The sequence below is a fragment of the Novosphingobium sp. FG90 genome, from assembly GCF_057808725.1.
Genome location: NZ_JBMDIO010000009.1, coordinates 105429 through 120651, shown reverse-complemented (window position 1 = coordinate 120651; position 15223 = coordinate 105429). Strand labels below are relative to the sequence as shown.

Here is a 15223-nt window from a genome sequence, read left to right as displayed (position 1 = left end):
AACGATCAGTAACCGAGATCCTTGACCGGCGGCGTGCCGAAGAGATTGACGTCGTCCACGGTGATCCACCCGTTTGCGTAATTGGCGTAGTAAAGCCCGAAGAGCAGCACCGCCACCATCGTTGCCCGGCGGGCGACAAGCCTGGGACGAAAATTCACCGGCGCGCTGGTGGCGTGCCCCTTCTCGATCACATGGCCCTCCACTTCGTCCGGCGTGCGCAGACCCACCGGGAGGACGATGAATGCGCTCAACACCCAGAACAGAGCGTAGATCGCGATCATGGAGGTCCAGTTCATCGCCATCGCATCAATCCTCCAGCAGCAGCACCTGCACCTGCGGCTTCTTGCCCGACCAGCGCGTCGCGGCACGGCGCGCTGCAAGGCGCGCGGCTTCCGAACGGGCATCGCGATCCGCCTTGCCAGCGCGCTTCAGGGCCTCGGCCACGTCGCGCTTCGCTTCTTCGACGAACTGGACGTAATCCTCGTCAAGCGGCAGGCCGATGGCCGATACTTCTACACGCCCCTTCCGGTCCGCAGCAACCGACACGACGCCATTGAAGGCAATGCGACGGCGCATGATGATGGCCTCGCCGTCTGCCGGCGCAATAATGTCCCCGTCGAGCACCAGGCGGCCGGCGCGCACTTCCCCAAACTTGCCCGGATGATCCGGGGCAAGGCGCACGAGATCGCCATTCTTCTGGAAAATGGCCTTGGGTACGCCGCTGGCGAGACCAAGCCGTGCCTGTTCCTTCATGTGACGAATCTCGCCGTGAACAGGCAACAGTATTTGCGGACGAAGCCACGAATAGAGCGCTTCGAGTTCAGGACGCCCCGGATGACCCGAAACGTGGATCGGGCTCTGACGGTCCGTCACGACGACCACTCCCTGATCGGCGAGGCGATTCTGGATGCGCCCGATCTGTATCTCGTTGCCGGGGATCTGACGGCTGGAAAACAGCACGACGTCGCCCTTGTCCAGCTTGATCGGATGGCTGCCCTCGGAGATGCGCGCCAGTGCCGCGCGCGGTTCGCCCTGCCCGCCGGTGGCGACGATCAGCACATCGCCGCGCGGCAGGTCCATCGCGGTGTCGGGATCGACGAGGTCAGGCAAATCCTTGAGGTAGCCGCAGGACTGCCCGGTCTGAATGATGCGATCGAGCGAGCGCCCCGCCACGCAGAGTTGTCGCCCGGTCTTCCGCGCCACATCGCCCAGCGTCTGCAGGCGCGCAACGTTGGAAGCAAAGGTCGTCACCAGCACGCGGCGGCCCTTGTGCTTTTTCACTTCCTCCAGCAGCCCCCGATAGACCTCGCCCTCCGAACCGGAAGCTTCCGGGTTGAACACGTTGGTGGAATCGCAAACGAGCGCCAGGATGCCTTCGTCGCCAATTGCCGTAAGTTCTGCCTGGGTCGCTGGGGTGCCGATCTGCGGCTCATCGTCCAGCTTCCAGTCGCCCGTGTGGAAGATGCGCCCGTAGGGCGTCTCGATCAGCAGGGCGTTACCTTCTGCGATCGAGTGCGCCAGCGGTACGTAGCGAATTCCGAAAGGACCGAGCTGAAAATTTTCCAGGTCCTCGACGACATTGAGCTCAACATTGTCGAGAATCCCGGCCTCTTCCAGCTTGGCCGCGACCAGCTTGGCGGTGAACGGCGTCGCGTAGAGCGGCACGCCCAGTTCCTCGGCGAAGTAGGGGACCGCGCCGATGTGATCCTCATGCGCATGGGTCAGGACGATGCCGAGCAGGTTCTCGCGCTCGTTTTCGATGAATTCGAGGTCGGCGAAGACCAGATCGACGCCGGGGTATTCGTTGCCGGAGAACGTCATCCCCAGATCGACCATCAGCCACTTGCCCTGACAGCCGTAGAGATTGACATTCATGCCGATTTCGCCCGAACCGCCGAGCGCACAAAATAGAAGTTCCTTACCGGGAATCACTTAGAAGCTGCCCTTTCGGCAATGATGGCGAGGCCGTCGATCGTGAGATCGGCATCGACCGCATCGAAGATATTGGTGGCCTCGTCGAACAGGACGGCGAGGCCGCCCGTGGCGATGACCTTGGCGGGACGGCCGATCTCGGCGCGGATGCGGGCGATCAGGCCCTCCATCATCGCGACGTAGCCCCAGAAGACTCCGATCAGCATCTGGTCCTCGGTGTTGCGGCCGACGACGCTGGTGCTCTTTGGCGCGGCAATGGCGATGCGCGGCAGCTTGGCCGTGTTGCCCACCAGCGCGTCGAGCGAGAGGTTGATGCCCGGCGCGATGATGCCGCCCTTGTAGGCGCCGTTGAAGTCTATCACGTCGAAGGTGGTCGCAGTGCCGAAATCGACCACGATGAGGTCGCCCGCATGCTTGTCGTGGGCGGCGATGGCGTTCACCGCGCGGTCGGCGCCAAGCGAACTGGGCTGCTCGACGTCGATGTCGATGCCGTAGTCGGCCTTGCCCTGCCCTGCGATAAGCGGCTCGATCTCGAAATAGTGGCGGGCCAGTATCTCAAGGTTGTGCAGCGCGCGAGGCACGACGGTGGAAATCACGATCTGCGTGACTTCCTGCGCCTTCACGCCGCGAATGGCGAGCAACTGCATCAGCCAGACGGCATATTCGTCGCCCGTGCGGCGCGGGTCGGTGGCGATGCGCCAGCGGCCCTTGATCGTGCGACCTTCCAGCAGCGCGAAGACGACATTAGTATTGCCGGCGTCGATAGCGAGCAGCATGCTCTTTCAGTTCCTCATACGAGCAGGACGTCACCCGCGTGGATCGTCCGGATCGATCCGTCAAGCAGGGCGAGGCGGAGGTTTCCGTCCTCAGCCAGTCCCGCGAACGCACCTTCGACCGCGTCTTCACCGGGCGGAAGCACCCGAAGCGGCGTGCCCTGCGGATGCGCAGCACTTTGCCAGCGACGCAGCAGCGGAGCAAGGCCGACCGAGCGCCAGCGCTGCAGTTCGGTGTCGAAGCTGGCAGCCAGCGCCTCGGCGAAAATATCACGGGTCGGGGCGAGATCCCCCAGCGAGGCAGTGCGGCGGCCCGGAACTTCGGGTGCGTGGACGAGGTTCACGCCGATACCGACGATGACTACACCGCGTACCATCTCCAGGAGGATGCCCGCCACCTTGGCATCATGCAGCAGAACGTCATTAGGCCACTTGAGCATCAGGCCCGACGCAACGAACCGCGCCAGCGCGCCATGTACCGCAAGGCCGGTCAGCAGCGCCAGCGACGCGGGCGACGGATCACCGGCGCCGACGCGCACCACTGTCGAGCCCATGAAGTTGCCGAGCCCGCCGTTCGCATTGCCATCGTCCCAGACACGGCCGAGGCGGCCCCGCCCCGCATTCTGTCGGTCCGCAACGAGCCAGCGGCCCTCGGACAGGTATTCCCCGTCCGAGAGCCGCCCGGAAATTCGTTCCGCGAGGTCCGCGTTCGTGGACCCCGTTTCTGCTACGATTTCGATCAAAGCGTGTGGAACAGCGCGGTCGCGGCGGCGTCCGTCAGGTGCTGCAGCCAACCGCTCGCCAGATAGCCCAGCGGCGAGATGAACAGGCAGGTGACGATCAGGATCGCCTTGTGCCACACGTCGCTCTCACCCTTCACCACGTCGGCCGGTTCGTCGAAGTACACGACCTTGACGACCTTGAGGTAGTAGAAGGCACCGATCACTGAAGCGGCGAAACCGATCGCGGCGAGCGGCATCATGCCGGCATCGACGGCAGCCTTGAAGACCAGGAACTTGCCCCAGAAGCCGAACAGCGGCGGGATACCGGCAAGGCTGAACATCACGATAGCCAGCGCCAGCGCCAGACCCGGACGGGTGCGCGAAAGGCCCGCGAACTTGCCGATTTCCTCGACCTGCTCGCCGTTCTCGTCCTTGAGCATCAGCACGGTGACGAAGCCCGCGACAGTCATCGCGACGTAGATTACGAGGTAGAACAGCATCGCCGAAGCGCCCTGCGGGTTTGCCGCAGCGAGGCCCACGAGGATGAAGCCGACGTTGTTGATCGACGAATAGGCCATCAGGCGCTTGATGTTCTTCTGGCCGATCGCGCCCAGCGCACCGATCACGATCGAGGCGAGCGCCACGAAGACGATGATCTGACGCCATGCGTCGGACTGGTCACCGAAGGCATCGAGCATCACGCGCATGGTGAGGCCAATGGCCGCAACCTTGCCCGAAGTAGCGAAGAACTTCGTAACCGGGGTCGGCGCGCCTTCGTAGACGTCCGGCGTCCACATGTGGAACGGCACGGCGCTGATCTTGAAGGCGAGGCCCGCCAGCATGAACACGATACCGAACAGCGCACCGTTGGACAGACCACCGCTAAGCGCGGCGTTGATGCCTGCGAACGAGGTGGTGCCGGTGAAGCCGTAAGTCAGGCTCATACCGAACAGCAGGATGCCCGAGGCCAGCGCGCCCAGCACGAAGTACTTGAGGCCTGCTTCGGCCGAGCGCCCGTCGGTCCGCACGAAGGCGGCCAGCACGTAAGCGGCGAGCGAGTTCATTTCGAGGCCGATGTAGAGCGCCAGCAGGTCACCCGCCGACACCATCATGCCGCTGCCTACCGCCGCGAAGATCACGAGGATCGGGAACTCGGCCCGCATCGCGCCGAGCCGCTCGAAGAAGGCAGGCGCGACGACGAGCGTGGCGGCGGCCGAAAGGTAGATCAGGATCTTGCCGAAGGCCGAGAAGGCATCGGCATGAACCTGGCCGAAGAACGCGGAGTAGTCCGGCCCCATGTGCCCGCCGCACAGCGCGGGGGCGACGAGGAACGCGGCCCCGACCAGCGCCGTGACGGCGAGGATCGAGATCAGGCGGCTTGCCTTGTCACCGCCCCAGGCGGCGATCAGAAGCAGGATCAGACCTGCAATGCTCAGCGTTTCTTCCGGCGCGATCAGGCGCAGGGAGTGCGACCAGTCCATCAGTGTGACCCCCCATGCGCAGCGGCTTCTTCGTGCGCAGGCTTAGCTTTTCCAGGTGTAGGCGCGCTGTCGCCGGCCGGCTTGGCACGGGCGAGGCGCGCGTCGAGCGCGGCGATGTCGGCACGCATCGGAGCGATGAAGCTCTCGGGGTAGACGCCCATCCACAGCGCGGCGAGCGCGAGCGGGATGACCATCGCCAGTTCGCGGGCGTCGAGGTCGGGCATCGCGGCGGCATCGGCGTTCTTCTGCTCGCCGAACACGACCCGGCGGTAGAGGTACAGCATGTAGGCCGCGCCCAGGATGATGCCAGTGGTGCAGATCAGTGCCGTCCAGGTCGAGACCTGATAGATGCCGCCGAGGCTGAGGAATTCACCGACGAACCCGCTGGTGCCCGGCAGGCCGATCGAGGCCATCGTGAACAGCAGGAAGAACACGGCGTAACGCGGCATGTTGATCGCGAGGCCGCCGTAACGGCTGATCTCGCGGGTGTGCAGGCGGTCATAGATGACGCCGACGCACAGGAACAGCGCGCCTGCCACCAGACCGTGGCTGAGCATCACCAGCATCGAGCCTTCGAGGCCCTGCACGTTGAAGGCGAACAGGCCGATGGTGACGATCGCCATATGCGCGACCGACGAATAGGCGATCAGCTTCTTCATGTCGCTCTGCACCAGCGCAATCAGCGAGGTGATGACGACGGCGGCCATCGACAGGCCCCACACCAGAGGTCCGAAATAGACCGAGGCTTCGGGGAACATCGGCAGCGAGAAGCGGATGAAGCCGTAGCCGCCCATCTTCAGCAGCACGCCCGCCAGGATGACCGAGCCGCCCGTCGGCGCCTGAACGTGCGCGGCGGGAAGCCAGGTGTGGACCGGCCACATCGGCATCTTCACCGCGAAGCTGGCGAAGAAGGCGAGCCACAGCCAGGTCTGGACATGCGGGTCGAAGTCGTAGGCCATCAGCGTCGGGATGTCGCTGGTCCCGGCAGTGTGGACCATCCACAGCATCGCGACGAGCATCAGCACCGAGCCGAGCAGCGTGTAGAGGAAGAACTTGTACGAAGCGTAGATGCGGTCCGCACCGCCCCAGATGCCGATGATGAGATACATCGGGATCAGGCCGGCTTCGAAGAACATGTAGAACAGGTACATGTCCTGCGCCATGAACACGCCGAGCATGAACACTTCGACGAGCAGGAACGCGGCCATGTATTCGCCCACGCGCTTCTCGATCGAGCGGCTCGCGCCGACGCAGATCGGCATGAGGAAGACCGAGAGCATGATGAGCAGGAGGGCGATGCCGTCGATGCCGAGGGCGTAAGTAAACCCTGAGAAGATGTTCAGGCGCTCGGTGAACTGCCATTGGGCGCCGCCCACGTCGAAGTTCATCCAAAGGGCGATGCCGAGGACGAGGTCGACGAGGGTTGCGAGCAGCGCGACGGTGCGCGCCGCTTTCGCTTCGAGGAAGAGGCATGCCAGTGCGCCGAGGAGCGGCACCAGCAGCATCAGGCTGAGGATCGGAAAACCAGTCATCATCTTATCCCGCGATCACCCAGCTGATGGCGCCGACAAGGCCCAGCAGCATGACAAGAGCGTAGCTGTAGAGATAGCCCGATTGGACTTTCTGCGCGTAAGTCGAACCCTTGGCGACGAGAGCCGCCGCACCGTCAGGACCGAAGCGGTCGATCACGCCGATGTCGAGCACCTTCCAGAACACGCCGCCGAGCCAGAAGGCAGGCTTGACGAAGATGTTGTGGTAAAGCTCGTCGAACATCCACTTGCGGTAGACGAAGGTGTGGACCGGGCCGAGCTGGTCGGCGACTGCCTTCGGGAACGAAGTATTCTTGATGTAGCCGTACCAGGCGGTGACGAAACCGATGGCCATGACCGTGAACGGCGCCCACTTCACCCACATCGGAACGCCGTGCATGGCGTGGATCAGGTGCTCGTGGAAGACCAGCGCGCCCTTCCAGAACTCGCCCTCGCCTTCGGAGACGAAGGCATGGTTGAAGACGAAACCGGCAGCGACGGCACCGACCGACAGGATCAGCAGCGGCAACAGCATCACCAGCGGGCTTTCGTGCGGGTGGTAGCCACCCGTGCCGTCGCCATGGTCGCCGTAGTCCGGACCGCGCATGCCGAGATCGGCAGGTGCATGAGCATGGTCATCGTGAGCGTGGTCGTCATGAGCGTGTGCATCATCGTGATGATCGTCATGACCGTGGCCATGGGCGTCATGAACGGCGTGCTGGACGTGCTCCGACTGGTTCCAGCGCGGCTTGCCGAAGAAGGTCAGGAAGACCAGGCGCCACGAATAGAAGCTTGTCATCAGAGCGGCGAAGATGCCCATCCAGAAGGCGAAAGTGCCAACCTGCGTGCCCGAACCGAAGGCCGCTTCGAGGATCGCGTCCTTCGAGTAGAAGCCCGCGAAGCCGATCACACCGGCAACGCCGACACCGGTGATGGCCAGCGTACCCGCAGTCATCGTCCAGAAGGTGATCGGGATCTTCTTACGCAGACCGCCGTAGAACCGCATGTCCTGTTCGTGGTGCATCGCGTGGATGACCGAACCGGCGCAGAGGAACAGCAGGGCCTTGAAGAAGGCGTGCGTGAACAGGTGGAACATGGCCGCACCGAACGCGCCCGAACCGGCCGCGAAGAACATGTAGCCCAGCTGCGAACAGGTCGAATAGGCGATGACGCGCTTGATGTCCCACTGCGTGCAGCCGATCGTGGCGGCGAAGAAGCAGGTGCAGGCACCGATCACGGCGACGACGTGCATCGCGGTCTCGCTCTGCTCGAACATCGGCGAGAGACGGCAGACCATGAAGACGCCCGCGGTGACCATGGTGGCCGCGTGGATCAGCGCCGACACCGGGGTCGGGCCTTCCATCGCGTCCGGAAGCCAGGTGTGCAGGCCAAGCTGCGCCGACTTGCCCATCGCGCCCACGAACAACAGCAGGCACAGCACCGTCATGGTGTCGAACCGGTGGCCGAGGAAGCCGATGGTCGAACCCGCCATCGTCGGCGCGGCGTGCAGGATCTCGGGGATCGAGACCGTGTCGAACACCAGGTAGGTGCCGAAGATGCCGAGCATGAAGCCGAGGTCGCCCACGCGGTTGACCACGAAGGCCTTGATCGCGGCGGCGCCGGCCGAGGGCTTGCGGAACCAGAAGCCGATCAGGAGGTACGAGGCGAGGCCCACGCCTTCCCAACCGAAGAACATCTGCACCAGGTTGTCCGCCGTCACCAGCATGAGCATGGCGAAGGTAAACAGCGAGAGGTACGCGAAGAAGCGCGGCTGATCCGGCTCCTCGCTCATGTAGCCCCACGAATAGAGGTGCACGAGCGCCGAGACCGAAGTGATGACCACGAGCATGACGGCGGTGAGCGTATCCACGCGCAGCGCCCAGTCGAAGGTCATCGTGCCCGAAGCGACCCACTTCAGAACCGGGAAGACGCTGGCTTCAGCGCTGCCGGTCAGGAAGGCAATGAAGATCGGCCAGGACAATCCGCAGGCGATGAACAGCGCGCCGGTCGTCAGCACCTTGGGCACGACGAAGCCGAGCGACTTGTTCGCGAACCCGGCAAGGATCGACGCCAGCAGCGGCAGGAAGACGATGAGGTAGATCGACACGGACTTACCCCTTCATCCGGTTGACGTCGTCGACGGCGATGGTGCCGCGGCCACGGAAGTAGATCACGAGGATAGCAAGCCCCACTGCGGCCTCGCCCGCAGCCACCGTCAACACGAACATGGCGAAGATCTGGCCAGTCAGGTCGTGCAGGAAGGCGCTGAACGCGACGAGGTTGATGTTCACCGCAAGCAGGATCAGTTCGATCGACATCAGGATGACGATGATGTTCTTGCGGTTGATGAAGATGCCGAGGACGCCGAGCACGAAGAGGATCGAGCTCACGACCACGTAATGTTCGACGCCGATCACAGCGAGACCCCCTTGCCGACTTCTGGCTTGACGTTGAACGTGGCGTCCTGCGGACGACGCTGGTTCTGCTTGCTGATCTTCTGGCCGCGGGTGTCGTTACGCTGACGGTGGGTCAGCACGATGGCACCGATCATGGCGACGAGCAGGATCACGCCGGCAGCTTCGAAAAGGAACAGGTAGCGGCTGTAGAGCAGCCCGCCGATCGCTTCGATGTTCGACAGGCCGGCTGCGGTTGCGGCGGTGCCGTCCGGCGTGCCCAGTTCCAGGTTGCCAGCGCGGTAGGCGCCGACGCCAAGGACCATCTCGGCCAGCAGCACGATCGCGACCAGGGCGCCGAACGGGAAGTACCGCACGAAGCCTGCGCGCAGCGACGCGAAATCGATGTCGAGCATCATGACGACGAAGAGGAACAGCACCGCGACCGCACCGACGTAGACGATGACCAGCAGCGCCGCGATGAACTCGGCGCCGGTCAGCACCATCAGGCCGGCGGCGTTGAAGAACGCCAGGATCAGCCAGAGCACCGAATGCACCGGGTTGCGCGAGAGGATGGTGATGGCGCCGGAGGCCACCGTCATCACCGCGAAGAGGTAGAAGGCGATAATATGGATCATGGGAAGCCCGTTTCCTTGCGCGCGCCGGTTAACGGTACGGCGCGTCGGCTTCAAGGTTCGCGGCGATAGCACGCTCCCACTTGTCCCCGTTCGCCAGCAGCTTGGCCTTGTCGTAAAGCAGTTCTTCGCGCGTTTCGGTCGCGTATTCGAAGTTCGGCCCTTCGACGATGGCATCGACCGGGCAGGCTTCCTGGCAGAAGCCGCAGTAGATGCACTTGGTCATGTCGATGTCGTAGCGCGTGGTGCGGCGCGAACCGTCGACGCGGGGCGCCGCCTCGATGGTGATCGCCTGCGCCGGACAGATCGCTTCGCACAGCTTGCAGGCGATGCAGCGTTCCTCGCCGTTGGGATAACGGCGCAGGGCGTGCTCGCCGCGGAAGCGGGGCGAAAGCGGGTTCTTCTCGAACGGGTAGTTGATCGTCGCCTTGGGCTTGAAGAAATACTTCAAGGTCAGCCAGTGCGCCTTCACGAACTCCCAGAGCGTGAAGCTCTTGATGAGGTATGCGACGGTCATGCGAAGTGTCCGGTAGCCATGAGGTAGCCGCTGACGATCACGACGAAAGCGAGCGAAACGGGGAGGAAGACCTTCCAGCCCAGGCGCATCAGCTGGTCGTAACGGTAACGGGGCACCGTCGCCTTGACCCAGCTGAACACGAAGAAGAAGAAGAAGATCTTGAGCAGGAACCACACGAAGCCCGGGATCAGGTAGAGCACCGGAATATCGAGCGGCGGCAGCCAGCCACCCCAGAACAGCGTCGCGTTGAGCGCGCACATCAGGAGCACGTTGGCATATTCACCCAGCCAGTAGGCGGCGAAGGCCATCGACGAATATTCGGTCTGATAACCCGCAACGAGTTCCGATTCCGCTTCGGTAAGATCGAACGGCGCGCGCTGCGTTTCCGCAAGGCTCGACACCAGGAACATCACCCACATCGGGAACAGCAGCGGGTTCGCGACGAAACCATTGATGATGCCGAAGACGTGGCCCTTCTGCGCCAGGACGATGCCGTTCATGTTGAACGTACCCGCCCACAGGACGACGCAGATCAGGATGAAACCGATCGAGACTTCGTAGGAGATCATCTGCGCCGAAGCGCGCATCGCCGAGAAGAACGGGTACTTCGAGTTCGAAGCCCAGCCCGCCATGATCGTGCCGTAGACGCCGAGCGAGCTGATCGCGAGAACGTAGAGCAGGCCGATGTTGATGTTGGCCAGGATCGCGTTCGAGTTGAACGGGATCACCGCCCAGGCCATCAGCGCCACGGTGAAGGTGACGACCGGCGCGATCAGGAAGATGCCCTTGTTCGCGGCCGAGGGGATGATGGTTTCCTGCAGGAAAACCTTCAGGCCGTCCGCGAAGGACTGCAGCAGACCGAACGGGCCGACCACGTTGGGACCACGGCGCAGCGCCATGGCGGCCCAGATCTTGCGGTCGACGTAGATGATCATCGCAACGGCCAGCATCAGCGGCAGCGCGATCAGCAGGATGCCGCAGATGGTGGAGAGCAGCCATGCCCCTTCGAAGGGCATGCCGAGGGATTGGAAGAACGAAGTCATTCCGCGGCCTCCGCGAACTCTTCACCGTGCAGCAGCTCGGCCGAGCAACGCTGCATCGTCGCGCTGGCGCGCGCGATCGGGTTGGTCATGTAGAAGTCCTTGATCGGATAGGCGATCGCGCCCGAAGCCGAACCGCCGCCCGCCGGGAGCGCAGCACCGTAGTCGGCCAGACCCTCGACGCCAAGCGCCGGGACTGCCGAAACCATGGCGGCGCGAAGCTGGTCGAAGCTGTCGAAGCCGACCGAGACGCCGAAGGCGTCGGCCAGTGCGCGCAGGATCGTCCAGTCCTCGCGCGCGTCGCCGGGCGCGAAGACGGCCTTGTCGGCGAACTGCACGCGGCCTTCGGTGTTGACGTAAGTGCCGGCCTTCTCGGTGTAGGCCGAAGCAGGCAGGATCACATCGGCAGCGTGGGCCGCCTTGTCACCGTGGTGGCCGATGTAGACGATCATCGAGTCCGCGAACTTCGTATAGTCCACTTCGTCGGCGCCAAGCGAGATCAGCACCTTGGGCTTGGCGGCGGCCAGGTCGGCGATGCCGCCCTTCTGCGCGTAGCCCAGCATCAGGCCGCCCATGCGCGAAGCCGCCATGTGCAGGACGTTGAAGCCGTTCCAGGCAGTGCCGTCTTCCAGCGTGCGGACGAGGTTGAACTGGCCCGCCAGAGCGAGACCGGCTTCCAGACCGCCACGGCCCAGAGCCGCGCCGCCCAGGATCACCGCCGGACGCTTGGCGCCCGAAAGCGCGTCCGAAACGTGACCCGGCAGGTTGCCGATCAGCGAAAGGTCTTCGCCGAGGAACTCGCCGCCGAAGGTGGTTTCCCACTCGGGACCGATGAGGAACACCTTGGCACCGCGCTTCACGGCCTTGCGCAGACGGACGTTGACCGTCGGCGCTTCCCAACGAACCATCGAACCGACGATCAGGATGGCATCAGCCGTCTCGATGTCGTTGAAGGTGGTGTTGAAGTTGACTGCGGCCAGGCTCGACGTGTCGTAGTCCATGCCGGTCTGGCGGCCTTCGAGCAGGGTCGAACCGAGCGCGCCGACGAGCGCCTTGGCGGCGAACATCGTCTCGCAGTCCAGCATGTCGCCTGCAACCGCAGCGATCGAGGCGCCGGGGTTCAGGGTGGACAGAACGGCGAACGCCTCGTTCCAGGTGGCCTGGACCAGCTTGCCGTCACGGCGCAGGAACGGCTTGTCGAGACGGCGGCGGGTCAGGCCATCGACCTGGAAGCGCGCCTTGTCGCTCAGCCATTCCTCGTTGACGTCGTCGTTGTTGCGCGGAAGTGCGCGGAGCACTTCGCGACCGCGCGCGTCGATGCGGATGTTGGCGCCGGTTGCGTCCGAAACGTCGATCGAGAGCGTCTTCTTCAGCTCCCACGGACGCGCTTCGAAGGCGTAGGGACGGCTGGTGAGCGCGCCGACCGGGCACAGGTCGATCACGTTGGCCGACATCTCGTGATGCGCGGCCTTTTCCAGATAGGTCGTGATCTGCATGGTCTCGCCGCGATAGAGCGCGCCGATCTCGTCCACGCCGGCGATCTCTTCCGAGAAGCGCACGCAGCGGGTGCAGTGGATGCAGCGCGTCATCGTGGTCTTGATGAGCGGGCCCATGTACTTTTCGGTCACCGCACGCTTGTGCTCGTGATACCGCGAACCACCGCGACCATAGGCGACCGACTGGTCCTGCAGGTCGCACTCGCCGCCCTGATCGCAGATCGGGCAGTCGAGCGGGTGGTTGATGAGAAGGAATTCCATGACCCCTTCCCGCGCCTTCTTGACCATTTCGGAGTCCGTGCGGATTTCCTGGCCTTCGGTGGCGGGAAGCGCGCAAGATGCCTGCGGCTTGGGCGGTCCGGGCTTCACTTCGACCAGGCACATGCGGCAGTTGCCCGCGATGCTCAGGCGCTCGTGATAGCAGAAGCGCGGGATTTCCTTGCCGGCGAGTTCAGCGGCCTGCAGCACGGTGGCGCCTGCGGGGACCTCGATCTCGACGCCGTCTACTTTTACCTTAGGCATTATTCTGCAGCCTCTTGCAGCGAGCCGTGGCGCGCTTCGATGCGGCGCTCGATCTCGGGACGGAAGTGCTTGATGAGGCCCTGGATCGGCCACGCAGCTGCGTCGCCAAGAGCGCAGATGGTGTGGCCTTCGACCTGCTTGGTGACCTGCTGCAGCATGTCGATTTCCTCGACATGGGCGTCGCCGGTGCGCAGGCGTTCCATCACGCGCCACATCCAGCCGGTGCCTTCACGGCACGGGGTGCACTGGCCGCAGCTCTCATGCTTGTAGAAGTACGAGAGGCGGCTGATGGCGCGGACGATGTCGGTGGACTTGTCCATGACGATGACGGCGGCGGTGCCGAGGCCCGAGCCGACCGCCTTGAGGCCGTCGAAGTCCATCGGCGCGTCCCAGATGTCGGCCGAGGGCACCAGCGGCACCGACGAACCGCCGGGGATCACCGCCAGCAGGTTGTCGCGGCCGCCGCGAATGCCGCCGCAGTGCCGCTCGATCAGCTCGCTGAACGGGATCGACATCTCTTCCTCGACCACGCAGGGACGGTTCACGTGCCCGCTGATCTGGAAGAGCTTGGTGCCCTTGTTGTTCTCGCGCCCGAAGGAGGAGAACCACGAGGCACCGCGACGCAGGATGGTGGGCGCCACCGCGATCGATTCCACGTTGTTCACCGTGGTCGGGCAGCCATAGAGGCCCGCGCCGGCCGGGAACGGCGGCTTCAGGCGGGGCTGGCCCTTCTTGCCTTCGAGGCTCTCGATCATCGCGGTTTCTTCGCCGCAGATGTAGGCGCCGGCGCCGCGATGGACGAAGACGTCGAAGTCGTAGCCCGAACCCGCCGCGTTCTTGCCCAGCAGGCCCGCAGCGTAGGCTTCCTCACGCGCGGCGAAGAGCACTTCGGCCTCGCGGATGTATTCGCCGCGGATGTAGATGTAGGCCGCGCGCGCGCCCATCGCGAACCCTGCCACCAGCGCGCCTTCGAACAGAAGGTGCGGATCGTGGCGCATGATCTCGCGGTCCTTGCACGAACCCGGTTCGGATTCGTCCGCGTTGATCACGAGGAAGCTGGGCTTGGGGTTGCCGTTCTGGTCGAGCGGCGGCTGCTTTGGCATGAAGGACCACTTCATGCCGGTGGGGAAGCCCGCACCGCCGCGCCCGCGCAGACCCGAAGCCTTCATCTCGTCGATGATGGCATCACGGCCGCGCGCGATCAGATCCCTGGTGCCGTCCCAGGCGCCGCGCGCCTGCGCTTCCTTCAGGTTCCACGGCTGGAAGCCGTAGAGGTTGGTGAAGATGCGATCCTTATCGAGGAGAGCCATTACCACTCGCTCCGATAGTCATGGTTTTCGGTCATCATGGCGACGAGATTGGTCGGCTCGCCCACCGGTTCCACGGTGTGACGGGCCGGGTCCTGCGTGCCTGCCTTCGGCGTCTCGCCGCGCGCCAGTGCGTCGAGCACGGCGTTCAGGCGGTCCGAGGTCAGGTCCTCGTAGTTGTCGTCGTTGATCTGGACCATCGGGGCCGAGGCGCAGTTGCCCATGCACTCGACTTCGGTGAACGACCAGAGGCCGTCTGCCGAGATGTGGCCCTTCTTCATGCCGCGCGACTTGCAGGTCGCCAGCAGATCGTCCGAGCCGCGCAGCATGCACGGGGTGGTGCCGCAGACCTGCACGTGGAAGCGGCCGATCGGCGCGATGTTGTACATCGTGTAGAAGGAGGCGACCTCGACCACGCGGATGACCGGCATCGCGAGGTATTCGGCGATGTATTCCATCACCGGGATCGGCAGCCAGCCCTGCGTGTTCTCTTCGGCACCGACCTGGCGCTGGGCAAGGTCGAGCAGCGGCATCACCGCAGAGCGCTGGCGCCCTTCGGGATAGCGCGCAACGACTTCCTTCGCCTTGGCGGCGTTCGCCTCGGTCCAGGCAAAATTACCCCAACGGGCCCGCAGTTCGGGCGTATCGGGTTCGATATAGCGGTCAGCCATGCTTACCTCTGCGCTTCAGCCACTGATCCTGGCCGAAAAAGAAAATCTCGAAGCCGCCGATGGCAGTCGCCAGCATGGCGATCATCGGCGAGGGTGCGATCCCGAGCCAAAGAACCACGAAGTAGAGGCCGACGAGGAACAGACCCGTGAGAGTCGCCCAGATGCGGATCATGTCTACAGTGTTGAACTTCGTCACAGGTCCCAC

At 64.1% G+C, this 15223-nt stretch carries 15 protein-coding genes; all 15 read right to left on the bottom strand.

What is annotated here, in order from left to right; all coding sequences use genetic code 11:
* Nucleotides 1–5 precede the first annotated feature (5 nt).
* Genes ACODRZ_RS10865 through ACODRZ_RS10795 form a run of 15 tightly spaced genes read right to left on the bottom strand, consistent with a single transcriptional unit; the run spans nucleotide 6 to nucleotide 15214 of the window.
* The gene (locus ACODRZ_RS10865; RefSeq protein ID WP_488970487.1) at nucleotides 6–296 is read right to left on the bottom strand and encodes a DUF1467 family protein; all 291 of its coding nucleotides are present in this window, start codon (nucleotides 294–296) and stop codon (nucleotides 6–8) included.
* Between the two features lie 10 nt (nucleotides 297–306).
* Complete coding sequence (locus ACODRZ_RS10860; RefSeq protein WP_488970486.1) at nucleotides 307–1932, bottom strand: ribonuclease J; 1626 nt, start codon at nucleotides 1930–1932, stop codon at nucleotides 307–309.
* Nucleotides 1929–2708 (bottom strand): type III pantothenate kinase, encoded by a 780-nt coding sequence (locus tag ACODRZ_RS10855; RefSeq protein ID WP_488970485.1) that lies wholly within the window; start codon nucleotides 2706–2708, stop codon nucleotides 1929–1931. The genes ACODRZ_RS10860 and ACODRZ_RS10855 overlap by 4 nt, the downstream gene beginning before the upstream one ends.
* A 14-nt stretch (nucleotides 2709–2722) precedes the next feature.
* The gene (locus ACODRZ_RS10850) at nucleotides 2723–3448 is read right to left on the bottom strand and encodes a biotin--[acetyl-CoA-carboxylase] ligase (protein ID WP_488970484.1); all 726 of its coding nucleotides are present in this window, start codon (nucleotides 3446–3448) and stop codon (nucleotides 2723–2725) included.
* The gene (nuoN, locus tag ACODRZ_RS10845) at nucleotides 3445–4908 is read right to left on the bottom strand and encodes an NADH-quinone oxidoreductase subunit NuoN (RefSeq protein WP_488970483.1); all 1464 of its coding nucleotides are present in this window, start codon (nucleotides 4906–4908) and stop codon (nucleotides 3445–3447) included. Before nuoN ends, ACODRZ_RS10850 begins: the two co-directional genes overlap by 4 nt.
* Nucleotides 4908–6440 carry an NADH-quinone oxidoreductase subunit M gene (locus ACODRZ_RS10840; RefSeq protein ID WP_488970482.1) on the bottom strand — a complete coding sequence of 511 codons (1533 nt, stop codon included), beginning with the start codon at nucleotides 6438–6440 and terminating at the stop codon, nucleotides 4908–4910. The genes nuoN and ACODRZ_RS10840 overlap by 1 nt, the downstream gene beginning before the upstream one ends.
* Nucleotides 6441–6444: 4 nt before the next feature.
* Complete coding sequence (gene nuoL / locus ACODRZ_RS10835; protein ID WP_488970481.1) at nucleotides 6445–8544, bottom strand: NADH-quinone oxidoreductase subunit L; 2100 nt, start codon at nucleotides 8542–8544, stop codon at nucleotides 6445–6447.
* Nucleotides 8545–8548: 4 nt separating this feature from the next.
* Entirely contained in the window at nucleotides 8549–8854 is a 306-nt protein-coding gene (gene nuoK, locus ACODRZ_RS10830) for an NADH-quinone oxidoreductase subunit NuoK (RefSeq protein ID WP_008833052.1), read from the bottom strand.
* Complete coding sequence (locus ACODRZ_RS10825; protein WP_488970480.1) at nucleotides 8851–9468, bottom strand: NADH-quinone oxidoreductase subunit J; 618 nt, start codon at nucleotides 9466–9468, stop codon at nucleotides 8851–8853. The genes nuoK and ACODRZ_RS10825 overlap by 4 nt, the downstream gene beginning before the upstream one ends.
* 28 nt (nucleotides 9469–9496) lie before the next feature.
* A complete protein-coding gene (gene nuoI / locus ACODRZ_RS10820; protein WP_008833054.1) occupies nucleotides 9497–9982 on the bottom strand; it encodes an NADH-quinone oxidoreductase subunit NuoI in 486 nt (161 codons plus the stop codon).
* Nucleotides 9979–11025, bottom strand: a complete 1047-nt coding sequence (gene nuoH / locus ACODRZ_RS10815) for an NADH-quinone oxidoreductase subunit NuoH (protein ID WP_036522919.1) — start codon at nucleotides 11023–11025, stop codon at nucleotides 9979–9981. The genes nuoI and nuoH overlap by 4 nt, the downstream gene beginning before the upstream one ends.
* Nucleotides 11022–13040: an NADH-quinone oxidoreductase subunit NuoG gene (nuoG, locus tag ACODRZ_RS10810; RefSeq protein WP_488970479.1), complete on the bottom strand. Its 2019-nt coding sequence runs from the start codon at nucleotides 13038–13040 to the stop codon at nucleotides 11022–11024. The genes nuoH and nuoG overlap by 4 nt, the downstream gene beginning before the upstream one ends.
* Nucleotides 13040–14350, bottom strand: coding sequence for an NADH-quinone oxidoreductase subunit NuoF (gene nuoF, locus ACODRZ_RS10805; protein WP_488970478.1), 1311 nt, complete (start codon nucleotides 14348–14350; stop codon nucleotides 13040–13042). The genes nuoG and nuoF overlap by 1 nt, the downstream gene beginning before the upstream one ends.
* A complete protein-coding gene (locus tag ACODRZ_RS10800; RefSeq protein ID WP_488970477.1) occupies nucleotides 14350–15018 on the bottom strand; it encodes a complex I 24 kDa subunit family protein in 669 nt (222 codons plus the stop codon). Before ACODRZ_RS10800 ends, nuoF begins: the two co-directional genes overlap by 1 nt.
* The gene (locus ACODRZ_RS10795) at nucleotides 15011–15214 is read right to left on the bottom strand and encodes a hypothetical protein (RefSeq protein WP_488970476.1); all 204 of its coding nucleotides are present in this window, start codon (nucleotides 15212–15214) and stop codon (nucleotides 15011–15013) included. Before ACODRZ_RS10795 ends, ACODRZ_RS10800 begins: the two co-directional genes overlap by 8 nt.
* Between the last annotated feature and the right edge of the window lie 9 nt (nucleotides 15215–15223).

What these genes read in the sequence shown, in the direction of transcription:
- nuoN (WP_488970483.1), bottom strand. Translation starts at nt 4,908, where the DNA reads ATGGACTGGTCGCACTCCCTGCGCCTGATCGCGCCGGAAGAAACGCTG.
- nuoI (WP_008833054.1), bottom strand. Translation starts at nt 9,982, where the DNA reads ATGACCGTCGCATACCTCATCAAGAGCTTCACGCTCTGGGAGTTCGTG.
- nuoG (WP_488970479.1), bottom strand. Translation starts at nt 13,040, where the DNA reads ATGCCTAAGGTAAAAGTAGACGGCGTCGAGATCGAGGTCCCCGCAGGC.
- ACODRZ_RS10840 (WP_488970482.1), bottom strand. Translation starts at nt 6,440, where the DNA reads ATGACTGGTTTTCCGATCCTCAGCCTGATGCTGCTGGTGCCGCTCCTC.
- ACODRZ_RS10865 (WP_488970487.1), bottom strand. Translation starts at nt 296, where the DNA reads ATGAACTGGACCTCCATGATCGCGATCTACGCTCTGTTCTGGGTGTTG.
- ACODRZ_RS10825 (WP_488970480.1), bottom strand. Translation starts at nt 9,468, where the DNA reads ATGATCCATATTATCGCCTTCTACCTCTTCGCGGTGATGACGGTGGCC.
- nuoH (WP_036522919.1), bottom strand. Translation starts at nt 11,025, where the DNA reads ATGACTTCGTTCTTCCAATCCCTCGGCATGCCCTTCGAAGGGGCATGG.
- ACODRZ_RS10800 (WP_488970477.1), bottom strand. Translation starts at nt 15,018, where the DNA reads ATGGCTGACCGCTATATCGAACCCGATACGCCCGAACTGCGGGCCCGT.
- nuoF (WP_488970478.1), bottom strand. Translation starts at nt 14,350, where the DNA reads ATGGCTCTCCTCGATAAGGATCGCATCTTCACCAACCTCTACGGCTTC.
- ACODRZ_RS10855 (WP_488970485.1), bottom strand. Translation starts at nt 2,708, where the DNA reads ATGCTGCTCGCTATCGACGCCGGCAATACTAATGTCGTCTTCGCGCTG.